General features: G+C 58.1%; 15 protein-coding genes, 1 tRNA gene and 1 riboswitch. Of the genes, 7 read left to right on the forward strand and 9 right to left on the reverse strand.

What is annotated here, in order from left to right:
- Nucleotides 1-45 precede the first annotated feature (45 nt).
- The 6 genes from RDA78_RS22520 to cobU all read right to left on the reverse strand — a co-directional run bounded on the left by RDA78_RS22520 (nucleotide 46) and on the right by cobU (nucleotide 8,028).
- Complete coding sequence (locus tag RDA78_RS22520; RefSeq protein ID WP_434052010.1) at nucleotides 46-1,530, reverse strand: cobyric acid synthase; 1,485 nt, start codon at nucleotides 1,528-1,530, stop codon at nucleotides 46-48.
- Complete coding sequence (locus RDA78_RS22525; RefSeq protein ID WP_434052011.1) at nucleotides 1,527-1,835, reverse strand: YrhK family protein; 309 nt, start codon at nucleotides 1,833-1,835, stop codon at nucleotides 1,527-1,529. The genes RDA78_RS22520 and RDA78_RS22525 overlap by 4 nt, the downstream gene beginning before the upstream one ends.
- Before the next feature lie 58 nt (nucleotides 1,836-1,893).
- Nucleotides 1,894-2,532, reverse strand: coding sequence for a cob(I)yrinic acid a,c-diamide adenosyltransferase (cobO, locus tag RDA78_RS22530; RefSeq protein WP_434052012.1), 639 nt, complete (start codon nucleotides 2,530-2,532; stop codon nucleotides 1,894-1,896).
- Complete coding sequence (cobN, locus tag RDA78_RS22535; RefSeq protein WP_434052013.1) at nucleotides 2,529-6,287, reverse strand: cobaltochelatase subunit CobN; 3,759 nt, start codon at nucleotides 6,285-6,287, stop codon at nucleotides 2,529-2,531. The genes cobO and cobN overlap by 4 nt, the downstream gene beginning before the upstream one ends.
- A gap of 80 nt (nucleotides 6,288-6,367) precedes the next feature.
- Nucleotides 6,368-7,480 carry a cobalamin biosynthesis protein CobW gene (gene cobW / locus RDA78_RS22540; RefSeq protein WP_434052014.1) on the reverse strand — a complete coding sequence of 371 codons (1,113 nt, stop codon included), beginning with the start codon at nucleotides 7,478-7,480 and terminating at the stop codon, nucleotides 6,368-6,370.
- Nucleotides 7,477-8,028, reverse strand: a complete 552-nt coding sequence (cobU, locus tag RDA78_RS22545) for a bifunctional adenosylcobinamide kinase/adenosylcobinamide-phosphate guanylyltransferase (protein WP_434052015.1) — start codon at nucleotides 8,026-8,028, stop codon at nucleotides 7,477-7,479. Before cobU ends, cobW begins: the two co-directional genes overlap by 4 nt.
- Nucleotides 8,029-8,061: 33 nt before the next feature.
- A riboswitch (cobalamin riboswitch) is annotated at nucleotides 8,062-8,272 on the reverse strand.
- A gap of 313 nt (nucleotides 8,273-8,585) precedes the next feature.
- Between cobU and RDA78_RS22550 the strand changes: the two genes are divergently transcribed.
- The 4 genes from RDA78_RS22550 to RDA78_RS22565 all read left to right on the forward strand — a co-directional run bounded on the left by RDA78_RS22550 (nucleotide 8,586) and on the right by RDA78_RS22565 (nucleotide 11,411).
- Nucleotides 8,586-8,661, forward strand: a tRNA-Asn gene (locus tag RDA78_RS22550).
- Between the two features lie 358 nt (nucleotides 8,662-9,019).
- Nucleotides 9,020-9,526 (forward strand): hypothetical protein, encoded by a 507-nt coding sequence (locus RDA78_RS22555; RefSeq protein WP_434052016.1) that lies wholly within the window; start codon nucleotides 9,020-9,022, stop codon nucleotides 9,524-9,526.
- 251 nt (nucleotides 9,527-9,777) lie between these two features.
- On the forward strand, nucleotides 9,778-10,839 hold the full coding sequence (locus RDA78_RS22560; RefSeq protein WP_434052017.1) for a DUF3500 domain-containing protein: 1,062 nt from the start codon (nucleotides 9,778-9,780) through the stop codon (nucleotides 10,837-10,839).
- A gap of 29 nt (nucleotides 10,840-10,868) precedes the next feature.
- Nucleotides 10,869-11,411 (forward strand): cytochrome b, encoded by a 543-nt coding sequence (locus tag RDA78_RS22565; protein WP_434052018.1) that lies wholly within the window; start codon nucleotides 10,869-10,871, stop codon nucleotides 11,409-11,411.
- Nucleotides 11,412-11,635: 224 nt separating this feature from the next.
- Here the strand turns inward: RDA78_RS22565 and nagA are convergent, their stop codons facing one another.
- From nagA to RDA78_RS22580, 3 genes are read right to left on the reverse strand one after another with little or no spacing between them, the layout of a single operon-like run.
- Nucleotides 11,636-12,790, reverse strand: coding sequence for an N-acetylglucosamine-6-phosphate deacetylase (gene nagA, locus RDA78_RS22570; protein WP_434052019.1), 1,155 nt, complete (start codon nucleotides 12,788-12,790; stop codon nucleotides 11,636-11,638).
- Complete coding sequence (locus RDA78_RS22575; RefSeq protein WP_434052020.1) at nucleotides 12,787-13,827, reverse strand: SIS domain-containing protein; 1,041 nt, start codon at nucleotides 13,825-13,827, stop codon at nucleotides 12,787-12,789. The genes nagA and RDA78_RS22575 overlap by 4 nt, the downstream gene beginning before the upstream one ends.
- A 5-nt stretch (nucleotides 13,828-13,832) precedes the next feature.
- The gene (locus RDA78_RS22580) at nucleotides 13,833-14,594 is read right to left on the reverse strand and encodes a GntR family transcriptional regulator (protein WP_434052021.1); all 762 of its coding nucleotides are present in this window, start codon (nucleotides 14,592-14,594) and stop codon (nucleotides 13,833-13,835) included.
- Nucleotides 14,595-14,761: 167 nt separating this feature from the next.
- Between RDA78_RS22580 and RDA78_RS22585 the strand changes: the two genes are divergently transcribed.
- From RDA78_RS22585 to RDA78_RS22595, 3 genes are all read left to right on the forward strand, one after another.
- Nucleotides 14,762-15,664 carry an N-acetylmuramic acid 6-phosphate etherase gene (locus tag RDA78_RS22585; RefSeq protein ID WP_434052022.1) on the forward strand — a complete coding sequence of 301 codons (903 nt, stop codon included), beginning with the start codon at nucleotides 14,762-14,764 and terminating at the stop codon, nucleotides 15,662-15,664.
- Nucleotides 15,665-15,788: 124 nt separating this feature from the next.
- On the forward strand, nucleotides 15,789-16,700 hold the full coding sequence (locus RDA78_RS22590) for an ROK family protein (RefSeq protein WP_434052023.1): 912 nt from the start codon (nucleotides 15,789-15,791) through the stop codon (nucleotides 16,698-16,700).
- Complete coding sequence (locus RDA78_RS22595; protein WP_434052024.1) at nucleotides 16,697-17,443, forward strand: copper homeostasis protein CutC; 747 nt, start codon at nucleotides 16,697-16,699, stop codon at nucleotides 17,441-17,443. The genes RDA78_RS22590 and RDA78_RS22595 overlap by 4 nt, the downstream gene beginning before the upstream one ends.
- Nucleotides 17,444-17,833 lie beyond the last annotated feature (390 nt).

The raw sequence follows: 17,833 nt of genomic DNA on the forward strand, positions 1-17,833 counted from the left end.
GGGAATCTCATACAATGACGGCAACATGGCAAACAGTTTCCAGGTTTATTTGAAGCGATCGCGGGCAATTTCGTAGATTGTCTCAGCGTCCAGCACGCATTCCAGATGACCCGCCAGATCATCCAGTATGCGGTCGATGCTTCTTCCATAAGCCAGATCTGATGACGCACCGAGTGAGGTCAGATAGGCCGACCGGAAATTGTCGCTGGTAAAGAGGCCATGGACATAGGTTCCACAGACCAATCCGTCCGCTGACACCGCCCCATCCGTTCGGCCATCTTTCAGCCGCATCATCGGACGCTCGCGATCCGGACCGGCCGTCTGGCCGATGTGAATTTCGTAGCCGGAAAACGCCGCGCCGCTGGCGATGTGCGTTCCTTCAGCATAAACAGTTGATTTCTCGCTCGTGAGAACGGTTTCGACATCCAGCAAGCCGAGACCATCAACGGTTCCCGGTGTACCCTCGATGCCGTCCGGATCGGAAATCGTCTTTCCAAGCATCTGATAGCCGCCGCATACCCCGAGAATCTGACCGCCGCGCCGGTGATGCGCCAGAAGATCGATGTCCCACCCCTGCCTGCGGAAAAACGCCAGGTCTCCAATCGTCGATTTGGAGCCGGGCAACAAAACGACATCGGCATCACCCGGCAAAGGTTCGCCCGGATGAACCAGTGCCAGGGTGACACCGGTTTCGAGACGCAGCGGATCGAGATCATCGAAATTTGCGATCCGGGAAATCACCGGTACAACGATCTTGAGGCTGCCCTGCCCAAACCCGTCTTCCAGGCCGAGCGCATCTTCCGCAGGCAGTTTTCCCGCATCGGCAAACCAGGGAACCACGCCAAGTCCCTGCCACCCGGTCCTGTCTGCAATCTCGCGCATACCCTCGTCGAAAAGGCTTGGATCTCCCCGGAAGCGGTTGATGAAAAAGCCCTTGATCCGCGTCTGCTCGTCCGGCTCGAGAACTGCGTGCGTTCCGACGACCGAAGCGATTACGCCGCCACGGTCGATATCGGCGCAGAGAATCACAGGCAGATCAGCTGCTTCCGCAAACCCCATATTGGCAATGTCACCCGATCTGAGATTGATCTCGGCGGGACTGCCTGCCCCTTCGACCAAAACCAGATCTGCTCCTGAGGCAATGGTTGAAAAGCTTTCCAGAACTTTTGGTAAAAGCGTTGCTTTCTGCTTTCCGTACTCCGGGGCTCGCATTGTGCCGAAGCGTTTGCCCTGGACGATGATTTGCGCGCCTGTGTCGGTCTCGGGTTTCAGGAGAACCGGGTTCATGTGAACCGAGGATGGCGCTCTGCAGCCGAGCGCCTGAAGCGCCTGAGCGCGGCCGATTTCGCCGCCGTCTTCCGTAACAGCTGCATTGTTCGACATGTTCTGGGGCTTGAACGGTCGAACGGCGAGACCCCGGTTGGCAAAGAGCCGGCACAGTCCGGCAACGATCAGACTCTTGCCGACATTCGAACCGGTTCCCTGGATCATCAATGCGGGCGTTCTTGCCTCCGCACGAAATCGCGTCATGATTTCTCATCGCCATCAACAGGCGCGGCGCCGTAGGGCCGAAACTCGACGGGAACCGGCAGGTTGGCGAGACGAAGTTCGAGCAGCAGCCTTATGGAGGGCCGCACGGCAAACAGAAAGGACCCGATCAAAAACAGCCAGGTCCCGGAGAACACGAGTTTGGGATAGAAAAAGAATACGCTTCCGACAATGAATGTCAGCGCCGCCAAAAACTCGACGATGGTTCTGTAAAGCTCGTACTTGCGCACAAGTTCGGCATGATGGGGTGACGCGGAACGCAGACCGTCATCGAAGAGCTTGCTCATTGTGTCCAATCCTTCCCGATTCTCTGTCTGCGCTAAGTACAAAGGCTGACACAACAGCTCAGAATTCGATCCCTTCCTGCGGCTTTACGCCGGACCGGAACGGGTGTTTTACCTGGGTCATGTCGGTGACAAGGTCGGCAATCTCGATAAGCTCATCCTTTGCGTTGCGGCCGGTCACAACGACATGAACGTCTTCGGGTTTCTCGTTCTTGAGGAAATCGACCACCTCGACGATGTCGATGTAATCGTAGCGCAGAACGATGTTGAGTTCATCGCACAGGATCAGCCGGTAATCCCCTGATGTGATCATGTCCTTGGCGGCTTCCCAGGCCTGCTCCGCAGCATCGATATCGCGCTGCCGGTCCTGCGTTTCCCACGTAAAGCCCTCACCCATGCGCTTGATCGTCACCAGATCGGAGAACCGTTCCAGTGCCATGCGCTCGCCGGTTTCAATCCGGCCTTTCACGAACTGCACGACCCCGACCTTGTGCCCATGGCCGAGCGAGCGGAACACCATGCCAAATCCGGCGGTCGACTTGCCTTTTCCCTTGCCTGTATGAACGATGAGCAACCCCTTCTCGATGGTCTTGGTGGCCATGATCTTGTCGCGCGCCGCTTTTTTCTTGCGCATCTTCTCTGCGTGACGCGCATTCAGTTCGTCTTCGGTCAGCTCGGGCTTTTCGCTTTCGGCAGTCACGGCTTGGGTGTCCCTTCAAAACTCGTCTTCAGATCGTTCAAGACAGCATGAGTCGAATTTCGCCTCGGCGTCCAGAGGCCTCGTTCAATTGCGTCCAGAAACCGGGTCAACATCTCTGCGTATCCAGCCGGATTGGCATCTCTCAGGAAATCGCGAACCTCGTCAGCGTCGATGTAGGCATCGTAAAGCTGATCGAAGTGATGGTCGCCAACGGCCGTCGTCGTCGCCGAAAAGGCAAACAGGTAGTCGAGCGTTGCGACCATCTCGAAAGCGCCCTTGTAGCCGTGCCGCATCACACCGCGTATCCATTTCGGATTGGCGGCGCGTCCACGTACGACCCTGCCGATTTCCTCCGAAAGTGTCCGGACGACCGGACGCTCGGGACGGGAATGGTCGTTGTGAAAAACCTTCGGGGCCGCCCCCTTCAGAGTTTCGACCGTCGCCGCCAGACCGCCTTCAAACTGGTAGTAGTCGTCACTGTCGAGAAGATCATGTTCGCGGTTATCCTGGTTGTGCAGAACCGCATCGACCGACGTCAGGCGTGTTGTCAGTTGCTCTTTTGCTCCTTCGCCGCCCGCGCCACCGCCATAGGCGTATCCGCCCCACCCGAGGAACGTCTCCGCGAAATCGGAGCGGTCCTGCCACAGGCCTTCGTCGATCAATGCCTGCAGCCCGGCTCCATAGGCGCCGGGCTTTGACCCAAAGACGCGGAACCCCGCGCGCCGGTCCGCCTCTTCCTTTTCCAAACCCTCCACCCGCAATTTATGCGCATCCGCCTTCATGCGCGCTGCGATCGGGTTTGCTTCGTCCGGCTCGTTCGATGCACCGACCGCCCGCGCCGCACTGTCGAACAGATCCATCTGGTGCGGAAATGCATCGCGGAAAAAGCCCGACACCCGCAGAGTCACATCGATACGCGGCCGGCCCAGTTCCGACAGTTTCAGGATTTCAAACCCGGTCACCCTGCCCGAAGTCTGTTCCCAGACCGGTCTTGCGCCAATGAGCGCCAGAGCCTGTGCAATGTCGTCTCCGCCCGTGCGCATGTTGGCCGTGCCCCAACAGGTCAGCACCAGCGATGTCGGCCATTCGCCTTCTTCCTGAAAATACCGGTCCGCGACAAGGCCGGCAGACTGCCAACCGAGCCGCCAGGCTGTTTCGGTCGGGACAGCACGAACGTCGACCGAATAGAAATTCTTTCCGGTAGGCAGCACGTCAGGGCGACCGCGCGACGGCGCTCCGGACGGTCCCGGTTCGACGAAGTGACCGTTCAGCGCTTTCAACACCGATGCCGTTTCCGAAGGTCCCGAGTCCTGGACGGCGGTCTTGAGTGTCGTTTCGATCGCATCAAGAACCGCCCTGGTGCCCTGCCATTCAGGTTGTGCTGCGCGAATCCCGGCGATGAGGTCGCTGCTCAGTAGCTCCAACCTTTCAACCGTATCGCCGTTCGATCGCCAGGGAGAAGCGGAAACCGACAAGAGCGCTTCGGGTTTCACACCGGACCAGACCTCAGAAAAATCGCAGTCGAGCGGGTCGAAGTCATCCAGGGAAAGGTCACGCGCGAGCGCCCCTTGCAGGCTTTGCTGATGCATTTCTGAACCGCGCGGCACCCTGGCAAGCGCGCAAAGCAGATCGACAAGCTGACCGCCTTGCGGACTTTGTCCGAGAATATGGAGACCGTCGCGGATCTGCAGCTCTTTCAAGTCGCAAAGATGTGCATCGAGCCGGGCGAGACGCGTCTCTTCATCCATGTTGTCATCGAGGCCGATATCCCGGTCGAGACCGTGGCGGACCGCCGCGTCGAGGATTTCGCGCGTCAAGAGTTTCAAACGGCGCGGATCTAAGCCGCTGGCGAGGTAATACTCATCCAGCAGCGTTTCCAGCTCTTCGGCAACGCCATGACTTTCCGCGCGCGTGAGTGGAGGTGTCAGGTGATCGACGATAACCGCGGACGTGCGCCGCTTGGCCTGTGCGCCTTCGCCGGGGTCATTGACAATGAAGGGATAGATATTGGGAACCGGGCCAAGAACAGCTTCGGGGAAGCAGGTTTGCGAAAGGGCGAGTGCCTTGCCCGGCAACCATTCGAGATTGCCATGTTTGCCGAGATGGACAATCGCATCGACGTCGAAACTCTGGCGTAGCCAGATGTAAAACGCGAAGTAGTGGTGCGGCGGAACCAGGTCCGGATCGTGATAGGTTTCTTTCGGATCGATGTTGTAGCCCCGCGCGGGCTGGATACCGACGACCTGGTTTCCGAAGCGGTGCAGCGCAAGCCGGAACTTTCCATCGACCACATGCGGATCGCTCTCCGGCGTCCCCCAACGCGCAGACACAGCCAATTTCAGTTGCTCCGGCAATCCTCCATAGGCCCTTTGATAATCAAAGAGCGACAGCTCTTCGTATGTCTTCCGGCGCGAACGCCCTTCAAGCGCATTGGTAACGCCTGAGGTCAGCATGTCCATGAGACCGGCGGATGTTTGAGGCACGTTTCCGGTGTCAAAACCTGCAGCCGTCATGGCACCCAGAAGCGCCGTGCAGGATGCCGGGGTATCGAGACCGACTCCATTGGCAAGCCGGCCGTCCTTGTTCGGATAGTTCGCCAGGATCAGCGCCGTTTTCTTGCGTGCCGCCGGTTTCCTGCCGAGCGCTGCCCAGTTTGCAGCAAGGTTTGCAACAAAATCGATCCTGTCGGCGACGGGCACGAAACGCACCGGCGTCGACTGAGTGGCCTCATCGAATGTGCCTTCCTCCTTGAAGGAAACGGCGCGCGTGAGAATACGGCCGTCGATCTCAGGCAGAACGACATGCATGGCCAGGTCCCTGACCGACAATCCCTGGTCGCTTTCCTCCCAGCCTTGTTTCGAAGACGAGGAAAACACCACTTGCAGCACAGGCTTGTTGATCCTGTCGAGCGGTGTCGGCTGATGCGCGCTTCCCGCTTTCGACACGGCAAAGGCGGTCCCGTTCAGAACAACATCAGGCTTCGCCCCGTCGAAAAGGCTTTCCAGTATTGCGACGGATTCGACTTCCTTCAAACTGGAAACGAAGACTGGCAGCGCGTTGATGCCGGCCTGATCAAGCGCTTCGACGAGCGCATCAATGGGCGCGGTCTGTGCCCCCTGGATGAGCGCACGGTAAAAGGTGATGGCCGCGACGGGGCGCGACCGGTCCCTCCATTCGGCCGTCACGCTTTGCAGATCCGGCGAGGCCTGCCCCTTCAGGTACACCCCGGCACGCGGGAGCGGCACAGGGTGCGCCGGCTCCTCGGAAAGACCGATCAGGAACGCGGCGAAACGCAGTGCGTTGGCATAGTTTTCGGCTCCGCCTTCAACACAGTACCGCCAAAACCTGTGGACCTCGTCGGCGGGTCGGGTCGAATGCGCCGTGAGTTTGTCATCCCACTTGTCATCGCCTGGCACGACGATCAGTTCGCCGCCGTTCGCGCGTATTTCCTCACCAATGCGTTCAAGACCGTAGCGCCAGTACTCAACCCCACCCAGAATGCGCAGGACCACGAGCTTGGACCCCCTGACCGTCTGTTCGGCGTAAAGGTCGATCGAATAAGGATGTGACAGCGCCATAAGGTTGGCGAGGCGCAGGCTTGCACGATCCGCACCAAGCCCGGCATGGGACAATGCAAAACTGCCAAGCTCGGTGTCCGCCGCCGACAGGAAAAGGATATCGGCGGGTGATTGGCCGAGATCGACGGCATCTCCCCCGTCGTCAATCCGTCGTGTCTGACTGGCCAGTATATGCATGCTTGCTGGTCTTCTTCTTGTCTGAAGCGTCGGGCGGCCAGGCTATTTCAGGCTAGCCCGCTCCAAGTCTTTTTGAGTGTTCAGGCGGCAGCTTTCACACTGCCGAACAGCGCGCGGATGGCGTCCAGGTCAAACCCCTTCAGACCGATGACGACCAGCCTTCCGGAGCTTTCCGCCCCGGCGGCAAACCAGGTTTCAACCCTTGGTCCGACCGCCTGCACCATGGCAGGCGCCGGCTTGCCTTCAATCGCAACCGTTCCCTTGATCCGAAGCACGCCTTCGAGTGCCATTCCTTCAAGCACTCTTTCTTCCACGACCTTCAGACTGTGGAATGCAGGTACATCAATCACAAAGCTCTCAAAGTCATCATGGTGGTGATGGTCGTGATGATGGTGCTCTTGGCCATGTTCATGTTCATGTTCATGATCGTGGTCGTGGTCGTGGTCATGATGATGATGCTCATGACGCGCGGCCATATCGTCTTCGGCCGCGGACTGGCGGCCCAGCAAGACTTCGATGGGCAGCGTGCCCTTCTCTGAGGATACGATGTGAACCGCGGAACGAACGTCCGCCTGGATTTTCTCCTCGACCGATTTCAGCGTGTCGCCCGAGACGAGATCGGCCTTGTTCAGAACAACCAGATCAGCGCAGCGCAGCTGATCCTGGAACAGGTCTTCCACCGGACTTTCATGATCCAGCGCTTCGTCGGCAGCGCGCTGCGCCTCAAGCGCATCTTCGTCCAGTGCGATCCTGCCCTCGGCAAGTGCAGCCGCATCCAGAACCGTCACAACGCCATCCACGGTTACCTTCGTCTTCACACTGGGCCACGAGAACGCCCGGACGAGCGGTTGCGGCAACGCGAGACCGGATGTCTCGATGACGATGTGCTCGGGCGGAGTTTCACGCGACAGCAGCATTTCCATGGTCGGCAGGAAGTCATCCGCGACTGTGCAGCAGATGCAGCCGTTGGTGAGTTCGACCACTTCTTCGGCGGCGCAGTCGGGGTCGGCACAGCCGTTCACCAGCGACCCGTCAAAGCACATATCTCCGAATTCGTTGACGATCAATGCGATCTTGCGTCCGTTGGCGTTCTGCAGAAGGTTGCGGATCAGTGTCGTTTTTCCTGCACCCAGAAACCCGGTCACGATCGTTGCCGGTATTTTCTGTCCTTTTTGCGGGCTGGGCGTGTTCATAGGGCAATGTCCATGTAGGGGTTGGGTTTCATCAGCAAGGGCAGTCCGGCTGCAACAAAGACCACCTGGCTGCATGCTTGAGCGATATCCTGATTGAGCCGTCCCTGCGCATCTCGAAACGACCTGGAAAGACGGTTGTCCGGCACGATCCCCATGCCGACCTCGTTGGATACGAAGACGCATGCAGACGGAAGTTCGCGGACAGCATCGCAGAGCTTTGCTGTTTCGCCAGCGATGTCCTTTCCAGCGAATGTCAGATTGGAGAGCCAGAGCGTGAGGCAATCAACCAAAACAACCCGTCCCGGCCGGCACTCCCGCTGCAGGATCGTTGTAAGATCGAACTGTTCTTCGATGGTGTGCCAACCGTCGCCGCGCTGACGCTGATGAGCCGCGATGCGGTCGGCCATTTCGGCATCGAACGCGGTTCCTGTCGCAACGTAGATCTTTTGAAGGCCGGACTGCTCCGCGAGCCGTTCGGCAAACGTGCTTTTGCCGGAGCGTGCGCCCCCAAAGACAAGAGTGGACCTGGGCCCTGTTCGTTCAATCACCACAATCTCCCGGCCGTCCACCCGACAGCTGCAAGGGTTAGTCTTGTGACGGCCGGTCTCCTGGCTCACGGCTGGTGGCCTCATGCACCCCTTCCCGGCCCGCCGGACCAGTGGCTTATGTGCAATCGCTCGCCGTTTACAGTTGCGGGGGCAGCTCCGGATTGGCGCCGAGCGCTGTCACCGGATTCCCGTTTCATCCGGATCAGGCCGAAGCCTTTCCGGAACCGTCGGAATCCTTCCTAAACTCATATTCTGCAAGTGACAAGCTTCGGAAATCGCGCAGACAAACAATTGCACCTGGAGGGTCTCGGCACAATCGAAGCCAAATCACCACAAGATCTGACGAAAATCCTGCCGTCTGAGACCTCCGTCCCCACAGGACGCTCAAATCGGCAAAGGCGGCGAAGTGTATGGATTTTTTGCCTTTTTCCACACCGGGCACAAAAAAATGACGGCCGGATGAAAAAAACGCGTGCTGGGGCTTGGCAAACGGATCAAGCCTTTGATATACGCTTGCCCATCGGCGGGGCGGTCGCTAACCGGCCCCAATGTGGTGATCCCCAGTAGCTCAGTTGGTAGAGCAAGCGACTGTTAATCGCTGGGTCGCTGGTTCGAGTCCGGCCTGGGGAGCCATCACCACCCTTCTTTCAAATGACAATTCGGAACGTGCGAAGCGAACAGTTTTTGTGTTCGCAAAGGCACGTATGCGCCTGGCCTCGCTCGCAATGCGGTGTGATTGTCACCGGGTTCAAAGCGAGCCTTTCAGGTATCGCGCGGCCCGCCTGCTCCCGAAACAGCAAGACTAAACCCGTCAGATTTACTGATACCGCCTGCGAAATAAAGTAAATCCAAATAGTATGATCGCTCTACGCCTGCTTTTTTTTCGCGCGCACCGGCCTTTATTTCCCGATAACAGCACTTCACATTCCAAACTCTATGAGATAGCGTTCGGCAGTGCACAACCTTTGATTTCATTTCAGAGAAGGAACAGATGGCGAAGATCGTAGTTGAGACTGCTGAGACCAAGAAAAAGGTCGCGGACGCCTTGAGAGAAAACGACTTTCAGCGTGCAGTCGTACACTACAGGGAAAACTCGGCGACCGGACAGCCGTTTGGCACGATCCTGAATGGTGACTTCAAAGGCAGCGACCATCGGATCCTGATGCAGATCAATCCGAGCGACAACGACCTGGCTTCGGGCGGGTTCGTGATCGGATTTACCGAATTGGCCGAAACCATCCATGATGCGCTGAACTTTGATGCACAGGCGCGTGCCTTGTGCGACGGTCCTGCCCTCGGAGAGGTCGAAACCGCCGACAGCGGATTTTCCGAACCGAAAGGCGAGTCTTTCCTCGACGATCCGGTCGCGATCATGGAAAGAAAACTCAGGGAAACACAGGCATTCGCTGATGCGCTCGGCAGTGTTGTCGACATACTCCGGGCGGACATGTCCAGATATCATGCGTGGCTCAGGCGGATGCAACCCCCTGAGGAATAACCGCAAGGGATGCCGTTTGGGGTCTCGCTGCGCCCGTCCCGCCGGAACCTGAAAGCCATCGCGAGAAGATTCGCAAACGTCATAATCCCCTGTGGTCGGCATGAGGTTTAATCGCCGTGACAAGAGGTCTTGCGCGCCGGACACATGCCTTTTCATGAACGCTTGCGATCATGGCAAGACTGCGCGGCGCCACGGATCTGTTCCTGCAGTTCGCGCCTTGAGGCCCATTAAGCACCCTACGGAGACTGATCATGCGATTTCCGGCATTTGCAGCCATCACGATGCTGCTTATCACGCCGCTGGCGGCCCATGACGCACCGGACCAGCAAAGTCACAGCGTCGTTCCAATACCAGACTATTCGCAGCCCTACGGCGATGCCTCCGCCAAAACGGCGCTTCAGGCGGCAACGGAGCTGCTGTCACAATTCAGCGACGCCGAAACCGCAAGATTCGTTTTCGATTTCGATGCGGACATTCGGCAGACGTGGTCGAACCTGCCCGCCGCCATGGTAGAGCGCGTGGGCATTTCGGTCGGAGAAATGGACGCGAACCAGCGGTCCTCCCTTTTCGATTTTCTCGCATCAGCACTCAGCAAAGACGGCTATGAACGTGTGGCAGGAATCATGGCAGCGGAAGCCTTCCTGAACCACGACGCACGCGCCGCCCGTTTCCAATGGTCCCCGGAGAACTACTGGTTTGCGATCTATGGAAAACCATCGTCGCACGAACCGTGGGGCTGGCAATTCGGAGGCCATCATCTCGGCCTGAACGTTTCCATCGCCGGCGATGAAATCACATCGCTGTCTCCCTCCTTCATCGGTACGGAGCCGTCGATCTTCACTCTCGATGGAATCGACTACGAGGTTGGCTTCGACATGCATCAGGCGGGTTTTGCGGTTTTCAGTGCGCTCGACGGTGAACAACAGGCTATTGCCGATGCCGGCGCAGTGCCGGACAACGTGCTGACCGGCCCCGGCAAAGATGGCGTGGTCCCGCCTGTCATCGGGCTTGAAGCGTCCAAGATGTCCATTGAGCAGAAGAACCTTTTGAAAAGGGCCATTCGCCACTGGGTGTCCATTCTGCCGGAAGCGGCTGCCGAACGGCGGATGGCTGAACTGAATGCCGAACTGGACAGCATCAATTTCGCCTGGACCGGATCTGATGAACTGAACACGCCGACATACATGCGCATCCAGGGCCCCAGCGTGATCATCGAACTTCTTTCGACGGGCGGAAATGTTGGAAGCAATGCGTCCGGTGGCGGGCACTATCACACCATGTACCGCAATCCAAAATCCGACTACGGACGCTAGAAAAGCCGTAACGGGGAAGGCAGGAATTTATGCAAAGCAAACCTGTTTCAAAAGTAGAGATTGCGCTGCATTGGGTGGTGGCAGCGGGGATTATCGCGTTGATTTGCCTCGGGATCTACATGTCTGAGACGCGCGCCTTTGCGCTCTACGATGTTCACAAGTCGATCGGGTTGCTCCTGTTTGCGGTCATTGTCGTGCGCGTTGTGCTGCGCCTCAACAAAGGCTGGCCGGACAGCGTGAGCGAAGGACCGGCCTGGGAACATGGCGTCGCACGCGTCGTTCACTGGGTCCTGATCCTGGGAACCCTCATCATGCCGCTGTCGGGAATGATGGATGCGGTTATGAGCGGACAGGGGCTTAGCATTTTCGGCTTGGAACTGGTTCCCGGAAACCCGGGCGACACCGGCAGACCACAAGCCATCAATGAGGGTCTTGCGGAAATCGCCGAAGAGATCCACCACTTTTCCGGATATGCCTTGATCGCGGCAATCGTCTTGCATGTGGCGGGTGCCCTGAAGCATCACATGATCGACAAGGACAGCACACTCAAGCGTATGGTCGGTCGTTCCTGACGGTTCAATCCCCGGAGAGCACCATGATGGATTTGCGAACGAAGTCGTTGCCAGTCGAGCCTCACAGCGAGTGATTCCCAGGGTATGGACTCATCACTGAAGTCAATTTGGTTTGCATCGTTTTGATCGATTGCGAGAGACGAAAGCGCAGGAAATATGGCTCATTTTCAAGCCTTTCGCGACGTGGCAGATAGCTAGATCGGCTTCATTTATCGGGCCGTTCCCTAGTACGGACCGGCGGCTTTTCCTCCAAGCCAGACCTTTTTGACGGCAAAGTCGGGTCCGAAAAGAACCATGTCGGCCGCAGAGCCCGGCTTCAGACGACCGAGAGGAAGGCCGATCACATCCGCAGGATGGCACGTTGCCATCATCAGCGCGGTTGCCCTGTCGACACCGACGACCTCACACAGGAATCGCAGCGAAGAAGGCAGATCAATATCCGCTCCAGCCAAGGTGCCATCTTCGAGGCACAACATACCGTTTTTCCGGAAGATCGTCCGCCCGCCAAGCGTGAAGGTGTTCACATTCGTTCCGGTTTGCGACATGGCATCGGTTACGAGGAAGATCCGCCCTGGACCGCGTTTTGATTTCATCGCAATCCGGATCGCGACGGGGTCAACGTGGATCCCGTCCGCAATCAATCCGGCATCGAAGCCTCCCAGATCGAGCGCTGCGCCCACGAGCCCGGGTTCACGGTGCTGAAGCGGGCTCATTGCATTGAAGAGGTGGGTAACACATGTCGCACCCGCCTCCCCGGCCCTTTTGCAAACGTCAAACCCCGCTCCGGTATGACCGAGACTGACACGGACGCCGCCTTTACGGAGAACTTCGATCTGATCGGGCGTCACCGTCTCCGGTGCCACAGTCATCATCAGGCTGGGCAGTCGCCTTGCTGCTTCAAGATAAAATGCAAGATCGTCCGCCGTCATAGGCCTGATCAGACCGGCGTCATGCGCCCCTTTCCGGTTCACCGACAGGTGCGGCCCTTCCAGATGCAGGCCATGAAAGGCCGGAACTCCGCGAGCAGCAGCTTGAACACACAGTTCGACGACCCCGTGCGTCGTTTCAGGGGTGTCCGTGATCAGTGTCGGCGTCATCGCGGTGGTGCCAAGTTGCACATGCGCGGCGCAAATCGCGGACAAATCGTCAAGCGACCGGGCGTCCCCGAGCATGAGCCCACCGCCACCGTTTACCTGAAGATCGACGAGCCCCGGTGAAAGGAGCCCTTTGCCCAAATCGTCCACGGGGTAGGCACCCGGAATGTCGGACGCTGACACAATTCCTGCCACGGCCCCGTCCTCAACGAGCACCGCCACATTCTCCCGGATCGTGCCGCCGTCGAATATCCGCTGCGCGGTGTAAGCCGCCCTGTCCGTCATACCGTCTGCGTCACCTTCTTCAAATGCCGCGGAACATCCGGATTAAACCCGCGGCGGCGGGCAAACCACTCTATGAAAGCGTAAAATGAAACAATCTGTGTGATCGCATCGGTGAGCGGATGCGCGGCCGCTTCAAAATCGAGCCGTCTCGCGCGTGCAACCTTATCTGTAGTGGCAAAGACGATTCCGCCCTGTGCCGCCATCCGATCCGCCGTTTGAGCAAGGCCCGCCTCGGCAGCATCCCGCACACCGAGCACAAGGACCGGATATCCATCTTCGACAATCGAGACCGGACCATGCAGCACCTCGGCAGAAGAATAGGCTTCCGCGTGTATCTGGCAGGTTTCCTTGAATTTGAGAGCCGCTTCATTGGCGACCGCGAGACCGGGACCTCGCCCGACCACGTAGAGCGATCCTCGCTTTTCGATCGGATCCGCCAAGACGGACCAATCGGTTTCAATCGCCTTTTCAAGACTTGAAGGCACAAGTTCAAGCGCCCGCGAAAGCTCGGAGTCCTGTCCTATCTCGGCCAGCAGCATAAGGCCGGCGATCACCGAATTGACATAGGTCTTTGTGGCCGCAACGCTTTGTTCGGGCCCTGCGCAAATATCTATTGTCGCCGTAGACGTCTGTGCGAGCGGACTGTCAGCCGTGTTGGTGAAGCCGATCGCGGTTGCGCCCTGTTTCACGGCCGCGCCGACAACGGACAAAATGTCGGGGCTGGCGCCCGATTGCGAGATCGCGACGACGAGAGCGTTTGCAAGCTGAACCTTCCCGCCGTAAACCGAGGAAACGGACGGTCCCAGCGACGCCATTGCAAGTCCGAGATAGATTTCGGAGGCATATTTCAGATACATGGCCGCGTGGTCCGACGAGCCACGTGCAACGCTGGCCAGAAAGACCGGTGAACCGGCAGTTTCAGCGATTTTCCGAATGCCGGGACGCGCCTCTGAAAGCAGGCGGCTCACAGCGTCCGGTATTTCCTCGATTTCCCGCCGCATATGCGTGGGTTTGTTCACAGACAAGCTGTCGGACATTGAAACTAGTCTTCCGTTATTTGCAGCTCTGCGATGAAATCATACGCATCGCCTCGATAGACCGACCGCGTGAACTCAATGACGTGGCCGGAGGCATGATAGGAAACACGTTCGATCTTGAGGCCGGCTGAACCTGCCGGCACGCCGAGAATATCGGCATCCGTCTGGTCAAGGCTGCGCGCGGAAATGCGCTGAATGGCGCGCACCGGCTGCATTCCCGAGATGCGCAGCACGGCATAGAGTGAAGTCGAAACCTGTTCCGGACTGGGCAGCACCTTTTCTGAAAGCGAAGCCCGTTCAATCGCCATCGGTGTGCCGTCCGCCTTACGGAGACGCTCGACACGCGCAACCCGTTCACCCGAACTCAGTCCGAGTGTAAACATCTCCTCAGGCGATGCAGGAAAGAGCCCCCTCTTCAGCCATTCACTGCTGGCCTCCATTCCCCTGCGCGCCATGTCCTCGCTAAAGGAGGTCAAGCTTGACAGGCGCTGTTCAACCTTCTGCACCTTGGGCGCAACAAACGAGCCGCTTCCCCGTTTCTGCACCACGACCTGATCTTCAACCAGACCGGCAACCGCCTTGCGCACCGTGACCCTGGAAAGCTCGGTCATGGCGGCAATATCTCTTTCCGACGGCAGAGGCTCGTTTTCCTTCAACACGCCTTCGTCGATTGCCTGCAGGATGCGCCGACGCAACAACAGGTATCTGGGCCCGCTTGAGGCAGCAAGCCAGTCACCTTTTTCCAGCATGGAAACGAAGTCTGTCATTGCGCGTGGCGCCTTGGCTAAAATAATACCTTTCAGATACCAATTTAAACTCTATCGAAACCTAAAATCAAGTGTTAAAAGAAATTCACCCGACCGCGGGGCACCGTCAGCGTCTGCTGCCACCTCATCGGCGACCACGTTTTGCCGGTGTCTCGGGGAAGTACCGCATGTGTTCGAGTTTCCGGAAAATGACCCTGCCGACAACCGAAGACCGTGATCCGCAATCCATCGGCCTGTCGACCAGGCCGGATGAAGATGTGCTCGCGGTTATTCTTCAACGGCAGGTCGATGCGCTTGAAGCAACCCGCGATGCGCTCCCACAGATCAGTGCGGCCGCGGCGTCTCTTCACATGGCCGCCGATACAGGCGGCAAAATCGGATACGCAGGTGCCGGCAGCGCCGGTCTCATGGCCTTGACGGACTGCCTCGAACTGCCCGGCACCTTCGGCTTCCCAGCGGATCGCATGCGCATGCTTTATGCGGGCGGCGCTGAAAACCTCCTGAACCTGGCCGGAGTACATGAAGACGACATGGAAGCCGGCCGCAAAGACTTTGAGGACTCCGGACTAGGCGCCGAAGATGTTCTGATTGCGGTTTCAGCGAGCGGCAAGACACCCTACACACTCGCTGCGGTTCAAGCGGCAAACAGCGCAGGCACAGTGACGATCGGTATTGCAAACAACGCAAATACACCCCTTTTGCATGACGTCACCCACGCCATCCTCTTGGAGACGCCGCCCGAAATCATTGCCGGTTCAACACGGCTTGGCGCTGCCAGCGCCCAGAAGGCCGCGCTGAACATGATGTCGACGCTGGTGGCCCTCAGGCTTGGACATGCTGTCAGGGGACACATGGTCAACCTCGTTGCCGACAACGACAAACTGCGGCAGCGTGCGCAACGTATTCTGATGGACCTGACCGATTGCACTCCCGACGCTGCTGCGGACGCGCTGCACAAAGCGGACGGGAGGGTTAAAACCGCGATCCTGATGGTGCTCAGGGGCCTGGATGTCGATGCCGCCGACGCTGCACTGGCTCGCTCCGACGGCAACCTGCGTCCATTTCTTTGACACCGGTCCAGTTGAAGCGTCCGAAACGGACTGCGAGTTTTTCATTTACTGCCCGGCCAATTGGTTGCATATTGGTATTTAAATTGGCTCGTAATTGTCGCGCGCGAGGAGCTGTGTACTGGCGATGATAACCTGCTACGACATTGGAGGTTCGTTCATAAGGTCCGGAGCATTGGTTGCCACCGGCACCGTTTCGGAAAGCGAACGCATCGAGACGCCCCGGCACGACTGGGAAGAATTTGTGATGGCCGTGAGGAACGCTGCCGCTCCGGGTACCTCCAGGATTTCGATCTCGCTGGCCGGCGCCTATGATGAACGAACGGGTATCGCCGATGTCGCCAACATTCCATGCCTGCACGGGCGCGAGGTTCAAAAAGAACTCAGCGCCGCACTAGGGCTCCCGGTCGCAATCATCAACGATGCCAATGCATTTGCACTTGCCGAAGCCGTTGACGGCACCGGTCGGGGTAAGCCAGTCGTTTTCGGGATCATCCTGGGGTCGGGTGTCGGCGGTGGCCTCGTCATCAACGGCGAACTCGTCACCGGATTCGGCGGCATTGCAGGAGAATGGGGACACGGCCCCATCATTGATCCCACAGCGGGTGGAACACTCAGCGGGGTTGACCGCTACACGTGTGGTTGCGGTCTCGTCGGTTGTGTTGATGCGGTGGGATCGGCGCGCGGCATGGAGCGGATTCACGCCTCGTTGCACGGCGTCAAGATATCGAGCCGCGAGATAACCCACCACTGGCACCTGGGTGCAAAAGACGCAGGCGATACGGTCGATGCGTTCACGACGCTTGTTTCGCGCGCGCTCTCCGGTCTGGTCAACACAATAGGACCTCACGTCATTCCGGTGAGCGGCGGGTTATCCAATGACGAGAAGCTTCTCGGACTCATCGACAGGAAAACGCGGGATCTCGTTCTGGCCCATTACCAGGATCCGCTGATTGTCCGCGGCGCCTTCGCCGCAAATGGTGGATTGCAGGGCGCCGGTATTTTCGCACTCAAGACGTTCGGGAGCGAAGCACAATGACTTGCACGAAGTTGGAGGTGTGCGTCGATACCATAGAAGGTGCCTGGATCGCCGCGGAAAACGGTGCTGATCGCATCGAACTTTGCGCGGCGCTCTCGGAAGGCGGTCTGACCCCGTCCGCCGGCATGATGGCCGCTGCATCGAGGCTACCTGTTCCGGTCTTCGCAATGATCAGACCGCGACCGGGCGATTTCAGGTACTCGGACGCCGAAAAGACGATCATGCTCAGGGACATTCAGCTTGCCGTCCAATACGGCATGAGCGGCATCGTGACCGGTGCGGTGACTTCCGAAGGCCGTCTCGACGTCGAGTTCCTCGCCCCTGCTCTTCGTCAAAGCGGGCTGGCGAGCACCCTTCACCGGGTATTCGACACATTTAAGAACCTCAAAACAGCGATCGAAGGAGCAATCGACCTCGGCTTCGAACGCATTCTCACGTCCGGCCAGGGACAGAAAGCGGAACAACACTTGCAGGCCCTGTCCGAGATCGTTCGCATCGCTGACGGACGAATCTCCATCATGGCAGGGTCTGGCGTCACTCACCTGAATGCAACGCGCATCCTGACCGCAACCGGTGTTCGCGAGTTGCACGCGTCCTGCTCCGTGCGCGAGAAGGTGGCCGGCCGGGACCAGGTCGAAATGCGTCTGGGGTTCATCGCTCAAAATGGCATGAAGGTGACCAGTGCCGAGCAGGTGCAGCAGCTCAGAGCTACAATCGACGCATTCGACGAAAAAGGCCCATAAGATGTCGCGTAGGCGTTCCACATTGCTTGTCTTCGCTGTCTTCTGTTAAGGCAGCAAACCTGACGTAAACCATCAAAATTTACGTTAAGGAACGATTCACGATTGCCGAAAATTTTAAACAAAGCTATCTTTGGCATGTTTTCAAACGTACCAATTGCCAATTATGACAGGATCAGCTTCAACTTATCAGCATTTTTAACAGGATACTTTCGGTCACGTCACGGTGAATGACCTTGAATAACCGGCCTGAAACCACATTTATTTACAGAAAGTAAATGAAATCACCGAAAAATGTGATGTTCGTTACACTCAAAACGTAGAATGTGGTGCGATAATGGCAAAATCGTGACCGCGCAGCGTGGGGCGCACGCTCACAAAATACAGAAACCC

Origin of the sequence: Roseibium sp. (assembly GCF_051016195.1) — a bacterium.
GTDB lineage: Bacteria > Pseudomonadota > Alphaproteobacteria > Rhizobiales > Stappiaceae > Roseibium.